Source organism: Sporosarcina sp. Y1011 (assembly GCF_057669885.1).
Genome location: NZ_JBYHFP010000002.1, coordinates 307,916 through 326,937 on the forward strand (window position 1 = coordinate 307,916; position 19,022 = coordinate 326,937).

24 protein-coding genes are annotated in these 19,022 nt (G+C 43.0%); 6 read left to right on the forward strand and 18 right to left on the reverse strand.

The genetic code is table 11. The features are described from left to right. Positions 1 to 157: 157 nt before the first annotated feature. Both AC25Y5_RS03680 and AC25Y5_RS03685 read left to right on the forward strand, forming a co-directional pair. The gene (locus tag AC25Y5_RS03680; RefSeq protein ID WP_482101222.1) at positions 158 to 1,045 is read left to right on the forward strand and encodes a TetR/AcrR family transcriptional regulator; all 888 of its coding nucleotides are present in this window, start codon (positions 158 to 160) and stop codon (positions 1,043 to 1,045) included. A 97-nt stretch (positions 1,046 to 1,142) separates the two neighbouring features. Next, a complete protein-coding gene (locus AC25Y5_RS03685; protein ID WP_488139147.1) occupies positions 1,143 to 1,943 on the forward strand; it encodes a TIGR00266 family protein in 801 nt (266 codons plus the stop codon). A 147-nt stretch (positions 1,944 to 2,090) separates the two neighbouring features. Here the strand turns inward: AC25Y5_RS03685 and AC25Y5_RS03690 are convergent, their stop codons facing one another. Together AC25Y5_RS03690 and AC25Y5_RS03695 are read right to left on the reverse strand one after the other, a co-directional pair. Further along, entirely contained in the window at positions 2,091 to 2,231 is a 141-nt protein-coding gene (locus AC25Y5_RS03690; protein ID WP_488139148.1) for a hypothetical protein, read from the reverse strand. 66 nt (positions 2,232 to 2,297) lie between these two features. Continuing rightward, on the reverse strand, positions 2,298 to 2,345 hold the full coding sequence (locus AC25Y5_RS03695) for an SEC-C metal-binding domain-containing protein (RefSeq protein ID WP_482101409.1): 48 nt from the start codon (positions 2,343 to 2,345) through the stop codon (positions 2,298 to 2,300). 309 nt (positions 2,346 to 2,654) lie between these two features. On the opposite strand from AC25Y5_RS03695, the gene AC25Y5_RS03700 reads away from it, so the two are divergent. After that, entirely contained in the window at positions 2,655 to 4,013 is a 1,359-nt protein-coding gene (locus AC25Y5_RS03700; RefSeq protein ID WP_488139149.1) for a sodium-dependent transporter, read from the forward strand. A 92-nt stretch (positions 4,014 to 4,105) separates the two neighbouring features. Here the strand turns inward: AC25Y5_RS03700 and AC25Y5_RS03705 are convergent, their stop codons facing one another. The 9 genes from AC25Y5_RS03705 to AC25Y5_RS03745 all read right to left on the reverse strand — a co-directional run bounded on the left by AC25Y5_RS03705 (position 4,106) and on the right by AC25Y5_RS03745 (position 10,978). Further along, on the reverse strand, positions 4,106 to 5,197 hold the full coding sequence (locus AC25Y5_RS03705) for an alpha-hydroxy-acid oxidizing protein (protein ID WP_488139150.1): 1,092 nt from the start codon (positions 5,195 to 5,197) through the stop codon (positions 4,106 to 4,108). Between the two features lie 82 nt (positions 5,198 to 5,279). Then, a complete protein-coding gene (locus AC25Y5_RS03710; protein WP_488139151.1) occupies positions 5,280 to 5,693 on the reverse strand; it encodes a VOC family protein in 414 nt (137 codons plus the stop codon). A 70-nt stretch (positions 5,694 to 5,763) separates the two neighbouring features. After that, positions 5,764 to 6,726, reverse strand: a complete 963-nt coding sequence (locus AC25Y5_RS03715; protein ID WP_488139152.1) for a 2-hydroxyacid dehydrogenase — start codon at positions 6,724 to 6,726, stop codon at positions 5,764 to 5,766. 238 nt (positions 6,727 to 6,964) lie between these two features. Further along, positions 6,965 to 7,975: a GTP 3',8-cyclase MoaA gene (gene moaA, locus AC25Y5_RS03720; protein ID WP_488139153.1), complete on the reverse strand. Its 1,011-nt coding sequence runs from the start codon at positions 7,973 to 7,975 to the stop codon at positions 6,965 to 6,967. Positions 7,976 to 7,979: 4 nt separating this feature from the next. Next, positions 7,980 to 8,552 (reverse strand): molybdenum cofactor guanylyltransferase, encoded by a 573-nt coding sequence (gene mobA, locus AC25Y5_RS03725; protein WP_488139154.1) that lies wholly within the window; start codon positions 8,550 to 8,552, stop codon positions 7,980 to 7,982. Next, positions 8,549 to 8,782 (reverse strand): molybdopterin converting factor subunit 1, encoded by a 234-nt coding sequence (moaD, locus tag AC25Y5_RS03730; protein ID WP_482105647.1) that lies wholly within the window; start codon positions 8,780 to 8,782, stop codon positions 8,549 to 8,551. Before moaD ends, mobA begins: the two co-directional genes overlap by 4 nt. Positions 8,783 to 8,788: 6 nt before the next feature. Next, the gene (locus tag AC25Y5_RS03735; RefSeq protein WP_488139155.1) at positions 8,789 to 9,226 is read right to left on the reverse strand and encodes a molybdenum cofactor biosynthesis protein MoaE; all 438 of its coding nucleotides are present in this window, start codon (positions 9,224 to 9,226) and stop codon (positions 8,789 to 8,791) included. After that, positions 9,213 to 9,725: a molybdopterin-guanine dinucleotide biosynthesis protein B gene (gene mobB / locus AC25Y5_RS03740; RefSeq protein WP_488139156.1), complete on the reverse strand. Its 513-nt coding sequence runs from the start codon at positions 9,723 to 9,725 to the stop codon at positions 9,213 to 9,215. Before mobB ends, AC25Y5_RS03735 begins: the two co-directional genes overlap by 14 nt. Continuing rightward, on the reverse strand, positions 9,722 to 10,978 hold the full coding sequence (locus tag AC25Y5_RS03745) for a molybdopterin molybdotransferase MoeA (RefSeq protein WP_488139157.1): 1,257 nt from the start codon (positions 10,976 to 10,978) through the stop codon (positions 9,722 to 9,724). Before AC25Y5_RS03745 ends, mobB begins: the two co-directional genes overlap by 4 nt. A 61-nt stretch (positions 10,979 to 11,039) precedes the next feature. On the opposite strand from AC25Y5_RS03745, the gene moaC reads away from it, so the two are divergent. After that, entirely contained in the window at positions 11,040 to 11,531 is a 492-nt protein-coding gene (gene moaC / locus AC25Y5_RS03750; protein ID WP_488139158.1) for a cyclic pyranopterin monophosphate synthase MoaC, read from the forward strand. 38 nt (positions 11,532 to 11,569) lie between these two features. On the opposite strand, the gene AC25Y5_RS03755 is transcribed toward moaC, so the two are convergent. From AC25Y5_RS03755 to AC25Y5_RS03785, 7 genes are all read right to left on the reverse strand, one after another. Further along, positions 11,570 to 12,091: a MogA/MoaB family molybdenum cofactor biosynthesis protein gene (locus tag AC25Y5_RS03755; RefSeq protein ID WP_488139159.1), complete on the reverse strand. Its 522-nt coding sequence runs from the start codon at positions 12,089 to 12,091 to the stop codon at positions 11,570 to 11,572. Between the two features lie 9 nt (positions 12,092 to 12,100). Then, the gene (locus AC25Y5_RS03760; protein WP_488139160.1) at positions 12,101 to 13,120 is read right to left on the reverse strand and encodes a ThiF family adenylyltransferase; all 1,020 of its coding nucleotides are present in this window, start codon (positions 13,118 to 13,120) and stop codon (positions 12,101 to 12,103) included. A 59-nt stretch (positions 13,121 to 13,179) separates the two neighbouring features. Beyond that, a complete protein-coding gene (locus AC25Y5_RS03765; protein ID WP_488139262.1) occupies positions 13,180 to 13,527 on the reverse strand; it encodes a PAS domain-containing protein in 348 nt (115 codons plus the stop codon). A 426-nt stretch (positions 13,528 to 13,953) separates the two neighbouring features. Further along, positions 13,954 to 14,580 carry an ATP-binding cassette domain-containing protein gene (locus tag AC25Y5_RS03770; RefSeq protein WP_488139161.1) on the reverse strand — a complete coding sequence of 209 codons (627 nt, stop codon included), beginning with the start codon at positions 14,578 to 14,580 and terminating at the stop codon, positions 13,954 to 13,956. Further along, complete coding sequence (modB, locus tag AC25Y5_RS03775) at positions 14,573 to 15,283, reverse strand: molybdate ABC transporter permease subunit (protein ID WP_488139162.1); 711 nt, start codon at positions 15,281 to 15,283, stop codon at positions 14,573 to 14,575. The genes AC25Y5_RS03770 and modB overlap by 8 nt, the downstream gene beginning before the upstream one ends. A 17-nt stretch (positions 15,284 to 15,300) precedes the next feature. Next, complete coding sequence (gene modA, locus AC25Y5_RS03780; protein WP_488139163.1) at positions 15,301 to 16,131, reverse strand: molybdate ABC transporter substrate-binding protein; 831 nt, start codon at positions 16,129 to 16,131, stop codon at positions 15,301 to 15,303. A 242-nt stretch (positions 16,132 to 16,373) separates the two neighbouring features. After that, positions 16,374 to 16,904: a helix-turn-helix domain-containing protein gene (locus AC25Y5_RS03785; protein WP_488139164.1), complete on the reverse strand. Its 531-nt coding sequence runs from the start codon at positions 16,902 to 16,904 to the stop codon at positions 16,374 to 16,376. Between the two features lie 377 nt (positions 16,905 to 17,281). Between AC25Y5_RS03785 and AC25Y5_RS03790 the strand changes: the two genes are divergently transcribed. Together AC25Y5_RS03790 and AC25Y5_RS03795 are read left to right on the forward strand one after the other, a co-directional pair. Beyond that, positions 17,282 to 17,926, forward strand: coding sequence for an alpha/beta hydrolase (locus AC25Y5_RS03790; protein ID WP_488139165.1), 645 nt, complete (start codon positions 17,282 to 17,284; stop codon positions 17,924 to 17,926). Between the two features lie 28 nt (positions 17,927 to 17,954). Beyond that, a complete protein-coding gene (locus AC25Y5_RS03795) occupies positions 17,955 to 18,362 on the forward strand; it encodes a DoxX family protein (RefSeq protein ID WP_482101250.1) in 408 nt (135 codons plus the stop codon). Positions 18,363 to 19,022 lie beyond the last annotated feature (660 nt).

The window sequence follows — 19,022 nt, forward strand, 5'->3', positions numbered from 1 at the left end:
TTTCATAGAAAAAAACTTTATTTCATTGATGTTATAACCTTTTGGAGTTATCATATAAATATACTGGTAGTATAAAATCACTCTCACCTTAATGAAGAACTCACTATATATCGACCAAAATCATTAGATCCAACAACTATAGAATATAGGTGATTATATGAATAAGCGTAAACGTCAGGTTTTATTGACAGCACAGCGAATTTTTATAAATAAAGGATTTTCCACTTCGTCTGTTCAAGATATTTTAGATGAAGCCGGCATTTCAAAAGGGACTTTCTACAATTACTTTTCTTCCAAGAACGAATGCCTTATGGCGATACTTGAGAATGCGCGCGATGAAGCATCTGTCAGAAGACATGAATTGCTAATCGATCAGGACCTGTCAAATAAAAACATATTGGTTGAACAGATTATAATACGTATGCATGTCAATCGCGAAAAAAACGTGTTGCCGATTTTTGAGGCAGTTTTTCATTCAGGTGATCAGGAATTAAAAAGATTCCTTAGGGACATGCTCCTCGACGAGCTTTCTTGGTTAAAAAAACGTCTGGTGGATGTGTATGGCAAGGAATCTACTCCTTACGCAACCGACTTTGCGGTGATGCTGTTTGGAATGATGCACCTGATGTCAAACGCATGGTCCACTATTTCAACGGAAGAAATTGATGCAACAAAGCTAATAAATTACTTATTGCGGAGAACCGATTCAATGTTTCCGGCTATAATCAGCACAAAAGATACATTTTTTGAGGAAGATATATTTTCAATAATGAGAAGTGATGAAATTAGTCCAATTGAAGATAAACAGCAATTACTTGAACGACTAAGAGGGTTTTTGGATTTACTTGCTGGTGACGATACATGCCCTGCTGGTAAACAATATGTTCAATTTCTAGTTGATGAACTAAGTTCAGAAAACCCCCGCTTATTCGTCCTTGAATCTATTATTCACTCTTTTCGAGAAGCTTATTCAGGGACTGACCATGAATCAGAAGCTCGAGAGCTCGCTCACAGAGTTTGGAAATATACAGATACGATTAGATAATTAGAATACTGGCCCATTATCTTTTTGAAACTTTTTCCTCGCTACTCTCGTATAGCTAAGTAGAAAAGGACTTCATTTGAGGGAGGAATTAGAAACGATGAACAACCACGAAATCGATTACAAAATACATGGCGACGATATGCAATTTGTAGAGGTTGAGCTTGATCCCAAGGAAACGGTTGTCGCAGAAGCTGGCGCTCTTATGATGATGGAAGACGGTATCGATATGGAGACCATTTTCGGTGACGGTTCGGGTTCTTCAGGCGGAGGGATTATGGGGAAACTGATGGGTGCCGGAAAACGGATGTTGACTGGCGAGAGTCTTTTTATGACGACGTTTACGAATAACGGTTCAGGAAAGAAACATGTTTCCTTCGCCTCCCCCTACCCCGGAAAAATCATTCCGATGGATCTAAGTCAGCATAACGGCAAAATCATCTGTCAAAAAGATGCGTTTCTTGCTGCTGCAAAAGGGGTATCTGTTGGCATTGAATTCCAGCGTAAACTTGGTACTGGTTTCTTCGGCGGCGAAGGGTTTATCATGCAAAAACTTGAAGGAGACGGTATGACATTCATTCATGCTGGAGGGACGATTATCGAGAAAAGACTTACCCCAGGTGAAGTATTGCGTGTGGACACAGGATGTCTTGTGGCAATGACACATGACGTTGGCTATAACATAGAAATGGTGAAAGGTGTAAAAACGGCGCTTTTCGGCGGCGAAGGTCTCTTTTTTGCAACTCTGCGTGGTCCGGGGACGGTTTGGATTCAATCGCTTCCATTCTCAAGACTTGCAAGTCGTGTTTTTGCAGCTGCACCGCAAGTACCTGGTGGAAAATCGGTCGGTGAAGGCAGTATAACCGGCGGCTTGTTCGATTTGCTCGGCGGAAAAAAATAGGTTAGTTTTCAACCAATAATAATTAGTCATTTAGTCTCCATAGTAATAAGCCGACATTGAAAAAGGGTTGTCTCAAAAGTCTATTTCCGACTGATGAGGCAACCCTTTTTTGTAATCAATCACACAAATAAGTTTACTTAACGCCATTCAATAACAGCCATATATATATCTTGCTTCTTCTTCGCTTCCTGGTTCACCGGAAAGGCGGTTCGCCCACTCTCGCATCATTTTCATCATTTCTACGCGATCAGCATCTTTCGGGTGTTGATTAAAATAACCGACGAGCACGCGGTCAAGCTCTTCGTTGACAATCGTATCAACAAGATCTGTCCCTTTCGATCCACAACACTTCTTTTATTCCTTGCCGCTACCACAAGAACATAGGTCGTTTCGTCCGATCATTTAATTCTCCCCCTAGTAGATGCATTCTGACTATTTCTTTCTTTAATCTTATTAGACAGATGTCTGTTTGTCGGACTGATATGATTAAAGATGGAATTTATTTCAACCTAACTGTTTAGTCGAATTTGTAGCGTCTGACAGATATAATGAAGGTAAGTAGTTTTCAAAAAGGTCGGAAAGGGCGAGGTTTTTAAAATGTAGTGATTGCAGCTTTTATAAGCTATTCATGAATAATTTTCTGCAACTTTAATCGAAACATGATAATGTTAAACCTTCGTGATAAAGTAAAGAATTGAAAGGATTGACCATATGCCTCAACAAGAACATTGGAAATCAAAAATAGGATTTATATTAGCAGCTGCCGGTTCCGCTATCGGCTTAGGTGCCATTTGGAAATTCCCTTACGTAGCCGGAACAGGCGGAGGCGGTGCATTTCTCCTAGTCTTTTTGTTATTCATACTATTATTAGGCTTCCCTCTTTTAGTCGGGGAATTTATTCTCGGACGTAAAAGCCAAAGCGATGCCATTACGACCTATAAAAAGTTTGCACCCCAATCGGGTTGGCATATAACTGGAATCATAGGTGTTGTTACCTGTTTTTTAGTTTTGTCATTTTACAGCGTTATTGGTGGATGGATTATCCTCTACTTATTTAAAGCGCTAACCGGTGAACTTGCAGGACTTTCGCCAGATCAATTTGGGCCATTGTTCGACGATATTATTTCGGAGCCTATCTCTACATTGACGGGTCAACTGATATTCATAGTGTTGACAATTGTTGTCGTAGCCAAAGGTGTTCAAAAAGGTATTGAGAAGACGAGTAAATTCATGATGCCCACACTTCTTATTTTATTTGTCATCATCGTTATCCGATCTCTCAGCTTAGACGGTGCTATGGAAGGTGTTAGGTTCCTTCTTGTTCCTGATTTCTCAAAACTGACCTCAGAATCGATTTTATTCGCTTTGGGACAAGCCTTCTTCACGCTCTCTTTAGGTGTATCGGTCATGGTTACATATGCTTCTTACCTTCCTAAAACACAAAATCTGCCGAGCTCTGCGATTTCCATCATTTCAATGAATATCGCCGTTGTTCTGTTAGCAGGCCTTGCTATTTTTCCGGGCGTATTTTCATTCGGAATGCAACCAGATGCTGGACCGACATTGATCTTTTCAGTCTTACCAGCAGTGTTCAATCAAATGCCCTTTGGTATGTTATTTTTCATTGCATTCTTGATTTTGTTCCTATTCGCTGCTTTAACTTCAGCTTTTTCAATGATAGAAATTATAGTTGCGACGTTAACAAAAAACAATCCTTCAAAACGTAAGAAATTCACTTGGATTATTGGGATGGCTATTTTCATCGTTGGTATTCCATCTTCTTTATCGTACGGAGTAATGAGCGATGTGAAATTTTTCGATAAAACGGTATTTGACTTAGTTGACTTTACAGCGAGCAACGTATTGATGCCCCTTGGTGCATTACTGATTTCTATCTTCATTCCATTAAAGATTTCTAAAACGGAATTATTTGACGAAATGAAGCAAGGTTCGAAAGTTGGGAAGATATTTTTCAACATTTGGTTCTACCTTTTAAAATATCTTACTCCTGTCGCAATCATTATTGTTTTCCTAGATGCGCTAGGTGTCTTTAAATTGTTTGCAAACTAGTGAGAGTGATTTGTTGGGTGACGAACTCAACTAGAAGCCGATAAATCAAAAACGGAAGGTCCCCAACCAAGGACCTTCCGTTTTTTTACATTTCATCTTCTAACTAGAATTGACTTATCCAATTCACGAATGGTTTTCACACCTGTGAGTGCCAGCGACACATCAAGTTCATGTAGAAGTTGGGCGACTACACGCTCAACCCCTACTTCCCCGTCATCTGCCAATCCATAAATATACGGTCGGCCAAGCAAAACAGCGTCCGCACCAAGGGCCAACGCTTTCAATACGTCCGTCCCACGCCGAATTCCGCTGTCCAGCAAGACAGGAATACGCCCTTTTACCACGTCACTGATATCTTTGAGGGCGTCCAATGAGGCGATGCAATGATCCAGCTGGCGACCTCCATGATTGGATACGATAATCCCGTCAACCCCATAATCCATTGCAAGCTGCGCATCCGCGGGATGTAAAATACCTTTCAGCAAAATAGGCAGCGTAGTAAAACGCCGGATTTTCCGCAAGTCTTCCCAATTCAAACTCGGGCGGTCGATAATTTCAATTTGTTTTACATATACCGCTTCCCTATCTTCATCCGGGGACTTGTCCAGCAGTTTGCAAAACGCCGGGTCCGTTATGTAATTTCCACTTCCATTCCCTTCACTGAGCGGGGAGTAGGCATTTATATGATCTGTCTCTCGGAGGCCAAGCATCGGGGTGTCCACTGTTATGACAATTGCCGAGTAACCATATGCTTCTGCACGTTTGACAAGACTTTCCGTCACGCTTTCTTCAAGTGAACAATAGAGCTGAAACCAGCGTGGTCCATCTCCCATTTCCTTCGCAATTTCTTCCATCGAATATGAAGACGCACTGCTCACAATATAAGGTATGCCCATGCCAGCTGCCGCCCTTGCTGAAGCAAGTTCTCCTTCAGGGTGGGCAATTTTCTGCACACCAATCGGCGCAAGTAGTAAAGGGGATTGCATCTTCTGCCCAAATAGTGAAATTGAAAAATCGCGTTCCGATACATCTCGCAACACACGGGGACGGATTTGCCACTTATTAAAGGCTTCTCTATTTGCCTTCATTGTCGCTTCTTCCCCTGCGCCTCTAGCAATATAGTCGAAAGCCTCTTTCCTTAACTTCTCCCTGGCCTTCACTTCCAAACCACTTTCGTCCTCCAAATCCTATTCCACTCCTTCCATTTTGACAATAAAAAACAGAAGGGGCTGATTTCAGATACCTTCCGTTTGACTACTTTAAAAGTCAGCTGTCTTTCTCAAAGTTCAAATCCCACGTAAAACCAAATTTATCCTTCACTTTTCCGTACTTCGCGCCCCAGAACATATCTTGCAGTTCCATGAGCACTTTTCCTTCTTCACGAAGACCGTTGTATATACGATTCGCCTCTTCCTCGCTTACACAGTCGATGAGCAGTGTAACGTCTTGTTTGCTGCGTTCAACCGGCTTGTCCGCAGAATCGGCAAGCATGATTTGAAAATCACCTTGTTTCAAATGGCAATGAAGGAGGTAATCCGCCGCTTCTGGTGGATGCGGGAAATTAGCGTCTGAGAATTTCTGTATTTTGACTTGCTCAAGCCCCAGTACGTTTATATATAATTCAGCCGCTTCTTTTCCTTCTCCATAGAACGTTAAATAAGGTATAGCTGCACCTTTCATATCGCTTTTTCCCTCCTTAGATTGAAATATACTTTAAATTAATTCGACACAGTTGTAACCGAATCCTTCATCAAACAATTCGATTTTCCGGGTCTCGCCCTTCAAGTACAGCAGTAATCGCCTGTGCGTTCAGGTTCATCATTGCAAGACGAGTCTTGATGCTGGCGCTGCCGATATGCGGAAGGACTGTGACATTCGAAAGTGTCAGAAGTGGATTATCGAGCGGAACGGGTTCTGTTTTGAATACGTCGAGCCCTGCAGCCCAGATTGTGCCCTCTTTCAGCGCATCGTATAAAGCTACCTCATCGACAATTCCGCCTCGTGAGACATTTATGAGAACTGCTGTATTTTTCATAAGCTTTAGCTCTCTCGCATTGATTAGACCCACCGTTTCAGGAGTAAGAGGCGTAAGGATGACAACGAAGTCTGCTTCTGCCAACAGTTCATCCAGCTCCATGAATTCGAAACCGTGCTCCGCTTCCGCTTCAAGTTTTCTGTTGCGATTATTGTAAAGAACACGCATATCGAACCCCTTCGCCCGTCGCGCAACAGCTTCACCAATCCGCCCCATGCCAATAATGCCAAGCGTCGCTCCGCCGACATCCATGCCTGTATAGCCCATTGGAGACCAAGACGTCCAATTGCCTTTACGAACAGCATTTTCCGCTTCCATCATACGCCGCGCTGTCGCAAGAAGGAGTCCGAATGTAAGATCCGCCGTCGTTTCCGTTAACACTCCTGGCGTATTCGTTACGATAATACCTTTTTCTTTCGCTGCCTCAATATCAATATTGTTGTATCCGACCGCCATATTTGAAACAATTTTCAAGTTCGGAGCCGCTGCAAATACTTCCTGGTTAATGGAATCCGCTGTAACACTCCAAAGTGCAACGGCTTCCGCTACTTCTTTCAATAATATTTCACGCGGAACCTTCTCACTTTCCGATTCCCACATTCTCACATCAAAATTCTCCTGGAGCGGTGCTATCACTCGGTCATCCAGCTTTCTTGTAATAAAGATTCTTGGTTTCATTCGGATCCCCCTATTCCCATAATTGACAATAGTGTAGCATACGTAGCTGCGCTGTGGCTTGTCAATCAATGCTATAGAAACTTAAAGGACACTCGGTCGTTGTTGAAATTGAAGGTAATTAAAGAACGTCCATTTCAAAAGCGGATTACCTTGGAGATAAGGTAATCCGCTTTTAATTTTTAATGGAGGAAGCAACGTTTCTAGCGTACTAAACAACGCCCGACACATTTTGTCCTTCTCACCCACCTATATAACTCATCCCGATTTTCTTCCGGTTTTTCGCTGTTTGTTCAGTGCGTTCATCCGAATAACGATCGCCGCGACGTTCCCACACTCTTGTGATGGCATCGAGCAATTCTGCATCTGTCATTCCACTGCGGATCAATTCCCTGACATCGAATCCCTCCGACGCAAACAAACACGTATACAATTTGCCGTCCGATGACAGCCTAGAACGTGTGCACGTCGAACAAAACGACTCCGAAACAGAAGTTATGAAACCGACTTGCGCCCCATTATCCAAGTATCTATACCTCTTCGCAACTTCACCATAATAATCCTCTTCCGCCGGTTCAATATCGTGGACGGCAGAAATCATGTCATAAATCTCTTTTTTCGTGACGACCTTTTCGAAACTCCATCCATTATCATTGCCGACGTCCATGAATTCGATGAATCGCAGCGTAATACCCCGCTCTTTAAAATAAGCGGCCATTGGTAGGATTTCGCCTTCATTGACGCCTTTTTGAACAACCATATTCACTTTGATTTCAAAGCCAATCTTTTGCGCATAATCAATATTCGAAAGGATTAGTTCCGGTTTAAACCCTCGACCATTCAGTTTCCCAAAAACATCTGAGTCAAGTGCGTCGAGGCTCATGTTCAACCTTCGAAGACCTGCTTCATAAAGGGGCTGGGCGTATTGTTTGAGCAACACGCCGTTGGTCGTTAATCCGATATCCTCAATCCCTTTGATTTTCATCAGTTTTTCAACCAATTTCGGCAGATCACGTCGCATAAGCGGTTCGCCACCTGTTAAGCGAAGCTTTTTCACGCCAAGTGAAGCAAACAATTTCGCGAGTCGCTCAATTTCTTCAAAGGAAAGAAGTTCGTTTTTCGGAAGAAACACATAATCATCACCAAAAACTTCTTTCGGCATACAGTAGGCACATCTGAAATTACATCGATCAGTCACGGATATCCGAAGATCCCGAATCGGTCGTCCCAGTTTATCTAGAATCGCTTCCAAAACTTCATCCCCTTTCCAGGGCTTCCGGTGTATTCACATTTGTAAACATTCGCTTTTCATCGTCGGTCAATACACTTCCATTTATCCACATAACATCGCTATGAGTCAGTAACTTCATAACATTCAGTTGACCGTTTTCCAAAGACTTCTTCACTGCCCGTTTTAATTGCTTATCCCAAATGGATACGAGCGGATGATACCGTCCGCCCGAAACAACCGCAGTAACGCCTTTGTCGTGGTGTTCCATCAATTTTAACATGACCTGGCTGTCTACACACGGCATGTCACATGGCAACACCGCATAGCGGTCCGCTTCCACGGATTCCATCACGGACAGGATCCCTGCAAGCGGACCGAGTCCTGCATACTCAGGTTGATCGATAATAACTTCAACGTCTGCTGGAAAACGCTCTAAAAGATTCTGTTGCGTCACGACAATGACCTCGTCACAGATTGTCTCCAGAGCATCCTTTGCTCTTTCATAAAAAAACTGCTCTCCCAGTTTGGCGAACGCTTTCGGAGAACCGAAGCGCCTTGATTGTCCACCTGCAAGGATGATGCCAACCGTCTTCGTCACCCCCCGCTCACCGGTGGAATGAATGCACATATATCGCCCGATTGGATAACATCTTCTTTTAAGGCATACTCCTCATTCACTGCAACATGTACGGTGTCTTTTCCAAAACCTGGATACGCCGTTTCCGCCCAGTCCAGCAGCTCGCGGACAGTCATTGATTCACGATTGATTGTTTCTTCTGGCTTGCCAGTAAGTTCACGCAACCTCGCAAAATAACTCACTTTTATCATATCTACTCAATCCCCTTTTTCCGGATATTTCTTCTGACCACCAATCCATTCCTCGCCGTCTTCCCATATTTCCTTTTTCCAGATGGGTACGACTTCCTTGATGCGTTCAATCGCATATTCATTCGCTTCATAGGCCGCTTTACGATGCGGTGAAGACACCGCAATGACGACAGCAATATCCGAAATATGCATCTCCCCGACTCTATGGGCGATTGCCGCTTTCACACCGGGCCATTTCGCTTCCATTTCCGCCCCAATTTCCGCCAGTTTTTTTTCCGCCATCGGAACGTACGCCTCATATGACAAATATAATGTACGGACTCCGTGCGTCCATTCCCGCACATGCCCTGTGAACACAGTGACAGCACCAGCACCGGCATGGAGGACGTAATCGGAGTATTTTTGCGGTTCAATCGGCGTTTCAACAATTTCAAACGGTTTCATTGCCATCCTCCTTTTCAATCCAGTCAAGCAGCCACGAGTCTAGCTGTTCAACATCCAGCGCGGATTCAATATGCGAACAACCAACCGTAATTTCCGGGCACCCGATAACTAGCTGAATACCATCCAATTCGCTTAACGACGCCCAATCCAAAGCATCTCTAAGAAGAACTACTTTCTCTCCTTGTTCTTTCTTATACCCTTCGATGAGTAAAATATCCGGTTTGTTGATTGCGGCCAGCATCTTAAGTTCGGCAAATACAGGCTCTTCATTTAATAGTATCTGAACCGCACCTCCACCTGCAACAACTGAAACGTCTGCTCCACTCCCAAAAAACTGCATCGTATCTGTCGATGGATTCGGCATGGCAGGCTGTCCACCGTGGCCATGATGCTTTAATACAGCTACTGAAAAGCCTTTGTTTTTCAACAAACAAATCCATCTCGATGTAAGTGTCGTTTTGCCGCTATTTTTATAACCGACAACTTGGAGTGTCCTCATAATCCCCACTCACCAACGCCTTGTTCAGAACCTAGCAACAAAATATCAACCTGAGTTCCCACTGTGTAACCGCGCGTCCCGCTCGAAAGTACGATTAAGCAATTCCCCCGGGCAATCGATGATACCGCATTGGATTTATTAAAACCTGCGGGTACTGCAACTAAACCTTCCGTCGTCATTTCCCAGAATGCACGAATGAAGCGGGTAAAAGGGTTTGGCTTTGAGAAATCTTCACCTAATTTCGCTTGCATGCGCGGCATATAAGGCATTTTGGCACCTTGCATACCTAGAATGGCGGGTCTAGCGAACAATTCAAATCCTGTGAAACAAGCGGACGGATTTCCCGATAGACCGAATAATAGCTTTTCACCAAGAACGGCGACCGTCGTTACACTTCCCGGACGCATCGCAACTTTGTTAAATAAAACCCTAGCTCCCAATCGTTCATAGATTGCGGGTAAATAATCATAATCACCAACAGAAACACCACCTGTCGTAATTAATAAATCAGTTTCAATGAGCGCTTTTTCAACGATTTCAGTGCACGCATCTAGATCATCTTCTTGCATGCCATATGATTTGTAGCTAATTCCCATACGTGTAAGTTGTGCTGCAATCATCGGTCCGTTCGAGTTACGAATTTTCCCCGGTACAAGTTCATCGGAAACTTCCAGCAGCTCCGTGCCTGTCGACAGTATGCCCACTTTGGGACGTTTCGCGACTTTGACTTCTGCATAACCGAACGTTGCCAGAAGTGCTATCGTACCCGGGTGGATGAACGCTCCCGCTTCCACAAGACGCTCACCTTTCTTGGAGTCCTCGCCTTTAAAGGAAACATTTTCGTCTCGGCTGAATGGTTTTCGTATTGTGAAACTATCCTGTCCTTCAATCGTTTGTTCCAACATAATAACAGCATCTGCGTTATCCGGAATCGGAGCACCTGTCATGATTCTGTACGCTTCTCCGCGACCGATTCCCCGATCTGCTACATGCCCTGCGCCTATTTCACCAATCACTGTGAACTTGATGCGATTCTCTCCCGATGCACCCGCCGTATCCGCAGCACGGACTGCAAATCCATCATACGGTGACCTATTGAATGAGGGTACATCGTGTTTTGCGATAACCGGTTCGGCTAGTATTCTTCCATATGTATGTTCAAGCGGAATCATCTCTGTTTTTGTTACGTGTTTGTTCTCCATGATAAGTGCGATAGCTTCCGATACTTGAATCGGCTTTCTCATTTCCACCATGTATTTCCCTTCCCTTCTGCTATACTAATTTTATTATGTACTCATGAAAGGAATGACTCCATTGTCAGAGCTCACACATTTCAACGAACAAGGCCGTGCAAAGATGGTTGATGTTTCCGATAAAGTAGAAACCACAAGGACAGCTATCGCCAAATCATCCATCATTGTTAATGAAATAATTCATTCCCAAATCTCTGAAGGTACAAACAAAAAAGGCGATGTTTTCGCTGTCGCTCAAGTCGCAGCAATCATGGCTGCGAAAAGTACTTCTTCCATCATTCCTATGTGTCACCCAATCCCTTTGACCGGTGTTAATATCCAGTTTGAGTGGAACATCGATGAAGTAGCCGCTCATTATGAAGTCCTCATCGAAGCTGAAGTAAAGACAAAAGGCGTAACCGGTGTTGAAATGGAAGCACTGACTGCCGCCTCCGCTGCTGCACTCACCATTTACGACATGTGCAAAGCGGCCGGCAAAGAAATGGTCATCGGACCGACAATGCTTTTGCGTAAAACTGGCGGAAAAAATGGCGATTATGAAAGACAATTGTAGTTAGTACTATGGCTCACTTCAGGTGAGCTTTTTATTTTTCAGTCCTCTAAATGTTTTGTAAGTTCATGCACTATATGGTGAATCTCAGGCAAAATTAGCTTTTCCATTGCAAGTTCCACTGCTTTCACGGATCCGGGAAGTGCGAAAAACGCCTTTTCTTTCACTACACCTGCTGCCGCCCTGCTTAACAACGCCTTCGATCCGACATCCTCCGTATAGCTCAAATAACGGAACAACTCGCCGAAACCATCTATTTTTTTCGTAAAATAGGGAGATACCGTTTCGATTGTGACATCACGGAAACCAATGCCCGTGCCGCCTGTTGAAATAATGGCATTTACGTTTGGATTCCTCAACCATTCTTCGACAATAGACTCAATTTCCATTGCATCGTCTTGACAAATCCATGATTCAAATACATGATGTCCTGCGGATTCAAGCTTTTGACGAATTGTCCAGCCACTTCGATCATTCGACACATTACGCGTGTCACTCGTCGTTAAGACACAAAAAACTAGTTTTTTCTCTTTTTCAGTTTCACTTAAATGCGACAAGCCCATTCCTCCTATTTACCCGAAAAGTTGATGATACAATTTACGACCTATCTTCATGTCCTTCAATCCGTGAATTAACAACCGCCCATTCTTGAACAATATACAACGATAGCCCTCTGCGTTAAATTCCACAAAAAACGGGGTCATTTTATAGGGTTTCCCCAGACGTTTAGCAGCTATTTCTCCATCTACTAACGTCAATGAACGACCTGTTTCAGGTATAATCTGGACCGTATCACGACCGCATAATACCGCGTATCCGGTTCCTCCTGCACGATGTAGCGCTGGATACGTCGGCGTATTTCCGCATGTCTCACATACTTCGTTTCGCATACGGGAAATCCCTGCTTCTACATGAGTATTATTCCACACATCGAAATGGAATAGTTTCTTGCGCATTGCATCTATATTCCCTGTTAACCATTTCAGTGCCTCTGCACTTTGATGTGCAGCTGTAATTTGCACTGCAGGTGCAATAATTCCCGACGTGTCGCAGGTTTCGTTAACTGACGGCAAGACTGGCAATAAGCAGCGGAAACATGCGGATTGACCGGGAACGAATGGGAATACCGTACCTGAACTACCAACACAAGCCCCGTAAATCCAAGGAATATTATTTTTCCATGCGATATCATTTATTAGCAGACGTGTTTCAAAGTTATCCGTCGCATCCATGATTAAGTCAGCGTCAGTGATAATTTGTTCCATAATAGGTCCATCTACATGATCAAGCACAGTTACGATGTCAATGTCTTCTCGAATCATTTTTAACCGAATTTCAGCAGCAACCACTTTCGGTACACCATCCCGCGCATCTTGCTCAGTAAATAGCTGTTGTCTTTGCAAGTTTGAGGGTTCTACATAATCCCGATCTGCAATCGTCAGTTTTCGCACGCCTCCTCGGACAAGCGTCTCTGAAATAGCTGAACCTAAAGCTCCACACCCAATGATAACGACGTGGGAAGAACTTAACTTGTCCTGCCCAATTTTCCCAATTGGCTTAAACAACGTTTGTCTTGAATAGCGATTTTCCAATGTCTACTCCTCCTACAAATTGAAGCGAGGGCTACCGGTCTCAACGACCGGATGCCCCCTTAACCTCTCGGCGTTATATCACTGAATGTTCCAACGTAACGGGTTATATCTCCTGAACCGTCTTTCACTGCACTAATGGACAGGAGTTCTAGGTATTCCTCGCCATTTTTGCGTTTATTCCATATTTCACCTTGCCATAAACCGTCTTGGCCAATTTGACCCCACATCGATGTGTAGAATTCTTTCGTGTGCTTACCTGAACTGTACATATTCGGATTTCTTCCGACTACTTCTTCTTCGGTATATCCTGTTAGCTTTGTAAAAGCAGGATTCACTGATTGAATTGTTCCCGACGCATCCGTTACAACAATCCCTTGACCCGTCGAATTGAAGACTTCCGCAGACAGGTAAAGTCAATTGACAAGGACCAGGCTTGCAAGCGCAACTTGAGAGAATGCCACGAAACGCAAAGCTGCCTTTTTTCGTTCATTAGTTTTCATGGTTCCTTCTATACAGGATATAGCTTCTTCCTACATAATTCAACGGTACAAATTTTCACCCGTCGGTCTTTGAAGAGCCATTTGACTCTTCTTATCTGGCGTAAGAGGGCGGAAGTGCCGGTTTGAAAACAGTCAGACCTTCCCCGAAATTCAGGAATAACTCATGGTCAATATAGAAATGCTGCCTTCCCGTTAATGTTCTGAACGGAATTCGTCGTGATTGGCGAGTAGCGCCATGTGGGGAATACCCTCATAAAAGAAAAGGTTAAAGCCCCTGGAGCTAGCTTTTGTTTCTATCTTCAAATAAAGGCCGCTTACTCTGTCCATAGCGGACTAGATTAAGCGACCTTTTTCGAATCGATATATATGCGTTGCGACTTTCTCTGCCTCCATCAAATTATGCGTCACCATAATAATTGGGATATTCAAATCACCTTGAATATCTGTGATAACTTTAAGAGCGTCATAACGCGCCTTATCGTCAAGGGCAGACAGTGGTTCATCCAGAAGAAGGATATCAGGTTCCGTCGCAAGTGCCCGGGCGATTGCGGTTCGTTGTTTCTCGCCGCCAGACATTTCATGAGGGTATGCGTTACGCAGATGATGGATTCCGAATCGTTCAAGAAGCAGTAGTGCTTTTTCGGTTTTCCCCGTAGACTTCATGCCGTATTGAACATTCTTCTCTGTCGTCATATGAGGGAATAAAGCATAGTCCTGCATGACATATCCGACGTTGCGTTTTTCAGTTCGGCGAGACTTTTCAGCTGCTGAAAAATAAGTGTTATCCCTCATACGAATATAACCCGAATCGGGATGAACGAGCCCTGCAATCATATCGAGACAAGTCGTTTTGCCAGAACCCGATGGGCCAAATAAAACACCCACTTCGCCTTTAGCAGTTTTAAGTTCTACATTAATTGTAAAATCGGGTAGTTTTTTGACGAGATGTGCGTCAAGCATTTCGAGAAGTCCTCCCTTTCCTTTTCACAGTGAATCGACGTAAATTGCGGTTCGACCACCAGCTAAGCCAAAGTATTGCGCTAAACCCTAGTGTGATGATGATAATTACCCAAAATGTCGCCGTATTCATGTCCCCAGCTTCAACCGCAAAGTAGATTGCCATTGGGATGGTGTCTGTCAGTCCTGGAATATAACCCGCTATCATAAGTGTTGCCCCAAACTCACCAAGCGCTCGGGCAAACGTTAAAACGACCCCCGCTAGCAAACCTGGCCATGCAAGTGGAAACGTAATCGTTCGAAAAACGCGCCATTTCGAAGCACCTAGTGTATGAGCTGCGGCTTCTAGTTTCCCATCGACTTGTTTAAATGCGGCCGATGCACTTTGATACATGAGTGGAAATGCGACAATAGTTGAAGCAATAACGGCCCCTATCCACGAGAAAACAATTTGTATATTTGCGTATTCATACAACCATTTCCCTAGAAGCTGCTCTTTACCGAAAAGGATTAGAAGTCCGAATCCGACGACAGTCGGCGGTAATACAAGTGGCAATAGAAAGAATGCTTCAATGATGGTCTTTCCAAAGAAGTTTTTCTTGGCAAATGTGTGTGCGAGGAACGTACCCACGAGAAAGACGGTGATTGTTGCGATGGCCGCGACTTTGATAGAGAGTATGAGTGGCCCGTAACTGATGTCTTCCATTGGCATTGTCCCCCCTTTTAGTTTGTAAATCCGTAGTCAGTCAGGACCTCTTGGACCTTCTGTGTCTTCATGTAGTCGAGAAAGGCATGTGCTGCTTCCGGCTGTTCTGTAGACGCCACAATTGCTCCCGGGTAATCAGCAGAAGAATGCAATTCCGGATTAATTTCCAAGATAACTTCTACTCTATCAGACGACTTGGCGTCACTAGTAAAGACAATGCCCCTCTCGGCGTTTCCTGTTTCGACAAACGTTAGTACTTGGCGTACGTCTTTACCAAAGACTAACGTTGGTTCAAGTCCTTCCCATTCTCCCATTTCCACAAGCGCTTCCTTTGCATAGATGCCAGCTGGGACTGTATCCGGGTTACCTATAGCAAAGTGGGTCTCTTCAGTCATTAACGGATTCTCCGCATTCAACAGTGAATGCACGCCACCTTTTTGCTGAATGACAACCAACGTATTTTTTGTGATTGTTGCACGCGTGTTTGGTTCAATTTTATCTGCTTTCTCAAGTATATCCATGTCTGTACTGTTCGCAGAAATGTAAACATCGACAGGTGCACCGCCTTTTATCTGCTGGGCAAGTTTTCCCGAAGATCCAAAAGTAAACGTAACTTTAATATCTTTATTGGTCTCTTCGAATTTGGCGGCAATATCCGTTAACGCAGGTGTCATGCTTGAAGCGGCAGCCACAAGGATTTCCGTTTTCGTACTGGCATCTGAGTTGGAGCACGAACCAAGGATTAGTGTAAGTAGCATTGTAATTAGGAACGTAAGACGTTTCATACTATCCCAGATCCCTTCATATCTATTTCTATAATCATAACGAACTTCGCTAAACCATTCCACGCTAAAAAACCACCTTTGTAGCCGGCGGTTTTTGTACTCTAATCAATCACGCTTCAATGAAGCTGAATTATATCGCAGCACGGACACGGTCGAATGAACCTCCCACGACTGAAGTCACGGATGTTCTTGGCTTAATCATAAGTTGTTGTTTTCGAGATGGACATATTCATACGTATCTTTTTACATCAGAGCGAAAAGAGCTTTCCCTATAACAAGGTTAGGACAGCCCTCATTTTTTCATCTTATAAATTATTATCCTCGGAATAAACAGCAATCAGCAGGATAGCCTCTTTTTCACCTATATTTTTAACAAAATGGGGCACACTAGCATTCCAGCTGAATGAGTCACCCTCTTTTGCAATAACCGAGTCTTCGCCTTGTTCAGCCAGTACAGTGCCCTTGAGGACGACATGACTCTCTTCACCTTCGTGGGCAATCGCTTCACCGGTCGATGCACCTGGCGATAGTTCAACGTGCATCATCCGCAAACCGCTTTGAGAAGTAAGATGTTCTATCTTTATGTCGTTAAAAGTTGTATACACTCGATCTGTTTTTCTTACTACTTTCATATGCTGCTTTTTTTCAAGTAGTAAATAGGGCAGCGGTACTTCTAAGTAGTTCGCAATTGCTTGCAAAGTGTTAAGGGAGGGCGAGGTATTATCGTTTTCAATATTACTGATAAACCCTTTTGACAGATCAATTTGTTCGCTCATTTGCGCGATTGTTATTTTCTTCCGCTTACGTATATCCCGTATTTTCGAGCCGATTTCCACGTCCATCACTCCAAAAGTATTGATTTATATTTCTAATAGTAACACAAACTTGTTGACGTTTTCCGCGAAAAGATGTTATGTTATAAAATACAAATATCCATACAAGAATACTTTTGTTGGTGAAGGGAGAAATAAGTTCTGGCAACACTCTTAACTTTGGTAGTGGTAAAAGACGATGAAACGATTGAACGATGTATGCGTGATGTGGCGCGCACGGTTAAATAGTCAATAGATATTCCAGTACAAAACAAATAGCAATAAATCGTTTTACCGTCAGAAGTCAATTGAAAAGCGAAGTTTACTATTTTTTTAAAATCTATGTTCACTTATATGAATATATTATTTTCAAGAGAATATAAAATGGAGGGTTTGATAATATGGAAAATCAGCTAATTTATCAGCTTCGTACCCCTGAGAATATTGAACATGGAAAGAAATATCCAGTCATTTTCTTGTTGCACGGTATGGGAAGTAATGAAAAAAATATGATGCCTCTCGTTTCCGGGATAGAAAAAGACCTGTTTGTTTTTAGTATAAGGGGTCCTCTCCAACAGCCGCCAGGTAATGCATTTTTCACTATTCAAGGATTCGGGAATCCACATAGAGACGCATTTGAAGGTGCTGTAAATAAACTTGAAAACTTCATCGAATACGCGGTAGAAAACTACCCAATCGATGCACGTGAGGTCTTTTTCATGGGCTTCAGTCAAGGTGCAATCTTGTCCATGACTCTTGGATTGAAGCTTGGAAACCGTATAAAAGGAATTATTGCGCTTAGCGGTTATATTCCCGCTTTCGTAAAAGAAGAGTATGATATTCAATCACTTGATGGAGTCTCAGCATTCATCTCTCACGGCGAGCATGATCAAGTTCTTCCGTTTGAATGGGGCGTTGATGCCGAAGCATTTTACAGTCAAAATGGAGCCACTTCAACATTCAGCAAATATCCCGAAGGTCATACAATTTCCAACGAAAACTTCAATGATTTCACGGCATGGTTCAATAATATATCCAATAAATAAAGAAAAGAAAAATTAGGGGGAAATAAAGATGAATAAATTAAGTTTAACTACATTTTTGCTAAGAATTGTTTTGGGAATAAGCTTCTTTGTACACGGATTTGTAAAATTCCAAGGTGGAATCGAAAATACTGTTGGTTGGTTTGATAGTATCGGCATTCCAGGATTTTTAGCGTATGTTGTTGCTTCGGTTGAATTGGTAGGTGGTGCTGCACTCATTTTAGGACTTGGAACAAGAATTGTTTCTGCACTGCTCGCTTTAATTATGGTTGGAGCAATACTGAAATCTAAACTCGCCATTGGATTCTTAGGTACCCCAGAAATGGCTGGCTACGAACTCGACCTTGCATTTTTAGTAATTGCGATATTTTTAGCTGTAAACGGAAGCAAGCTTTGGTCAGTGGATGAAGCTGTATTTAATAAAAAAACGGAGAAATAAGTTACTAAATTTCGTTGTTTAACCAAAGATAACCAGTAATAAATAGAACACGTACTGGGCGCTACAAGTAGAGTATATTTGGATTGCTTTGAATTGAACAATTTCTATACCATTATCGAGATTTCTTTATAAGTAGGGATGCGACTTCGTCGCATCCCTACTTTTTTTCGATAATCGTATGGTTTTTGTTCATACGTCGCTCTCCAAAGACACAGGTACAAGAAGTACCGAAGCTTTTCGGGACGAAAGAAAAACTGACTTCTCACTTAGAGAGAAGCGTCCAAAAATACAATTTTGGACGCTCGAGCCTTCTACTATAGTGTCTCTGTTTATATTCTAAAGAAGTGTCAATTTCTTATAAAGCATCACATGATTTTTGCTGAAAGTAAGCAGAGAATACTATCTACAAGGTGCTAGAGTGCCCGAAATTACATATTCGGGCACTTACACTCTATATAGAAGCTCATTTATTCTTTTCTTTCATAGCAACTGCATTTTTCACTTAATTATTGTAGGAACGCGACAGGCTAATAATCACAACAGGATAACCGAAAAGAGTGTGGCTAGAAGTGACGAAGTCACTTCTAGCCACACTTGCCCCTCGGTATGGAGGAATGAAATTCGATTCCTCCTTACTGTCGTAATTATTTCGCCGAAAGC

Bases quoted from the DNA above. Each gene is read 5' to 3' on its own strand.
- AC25Y5_RS03685 (WP_488139147.1), top strand. From the start codon at position 1,143: ATGAACAACCACGAAATCGATTACAAAATACATGGCGACGATATGCAA.
- modB (WP_488139162.1), bottom strand. From the start codon at position 15,283: ATGGAAGACATCAGTTACGGGCCACTCATACTCTCTATCAAAGTCGCG.
- AC25Y5_RS03700 (WP_488139149.1), top strand. From the start codon at position 2,655: ATGCCTCAACAAGAACATTGGAAATCAAAAATAGGATTTATATTAGCA.
- AC25Y5_RS03710 (WP_488139151.1), bottom strand. From the start codon at position 5,693: ATGAAAGGTGCAGCTATACCTTATTTAACGTTCTATGGAGAAGGAAAA.
- AC25Y5_RS03755 (WP_488139159.1), bottom strand. From the start codon at position 12,091: ATGGGCTTGTCGCATTTAAGTGAAACTGAAAAAGAGAAAAAACTAGTT.
- AC25Y5_RS03770 (WP_488139161.1), bottom strand. From the start codon at position 14,580: ATGCTTGACGCACATCTCGTCAAAAAACTACCCGATTTTACAATTAAT.
- AC25Y5_RS03735 (WP_488139155.1), bottom strand. From the start codon at position 9,226: ATGAAACCGTTTGAAATTGTTGAAACGCCGATTGAACCGCAAAAATAC.
- AC25Y5_RS03745 (WP_488139157.1), bottom strand. From the start codon at position 10,978: ATGGTGGAAATGAGAAAGCCGATTCAAGTATCGGAAGCTATCGCACTT.
- AC25Y5_RS03795 (WP_482101250.1), top strand. From the start codon at position 17,955: ATGAATAAATTAAGTTTAACTACATTTTTGCTAAGAATTGTTTTGGGA.
- mobB (WP_488139156.1), bottom strand. From the start codon at position 9,725: ATGAGGACACTCCAAGTTGTCGGTTATAAAAATAGCGGCAAAACGACA.
- AC25Y5_RS03680 (WP_482101222.1), top strand. From the start codon at position 158: ATGAATAAGCGTAAACGTCAGGTTTTATTGACAGCACAGCGAATTTTT.
- moaD (WP_482105647.1), bottom strand. From the start codon at position 8,782: ATGATAAAAGTGAGTTATTTTGCGAGGTTGCGTGAACTTACTGGCAAG.
- AC25Y5_RS03715 (WP_488139152.1), bottom strand. From the start codon at position 6,726: ATGAAACCAAGAATCTTTATTACAAGAAAGCTGGATGACCGAGTGATA.
- AC25Y5_RS03790 (WP_488139165.1), top strand. From the start codon at position 17,282: ATGGAAAATCAGCTAATTTATCAGCTTCGTACCCCTGAGAATATTGAA.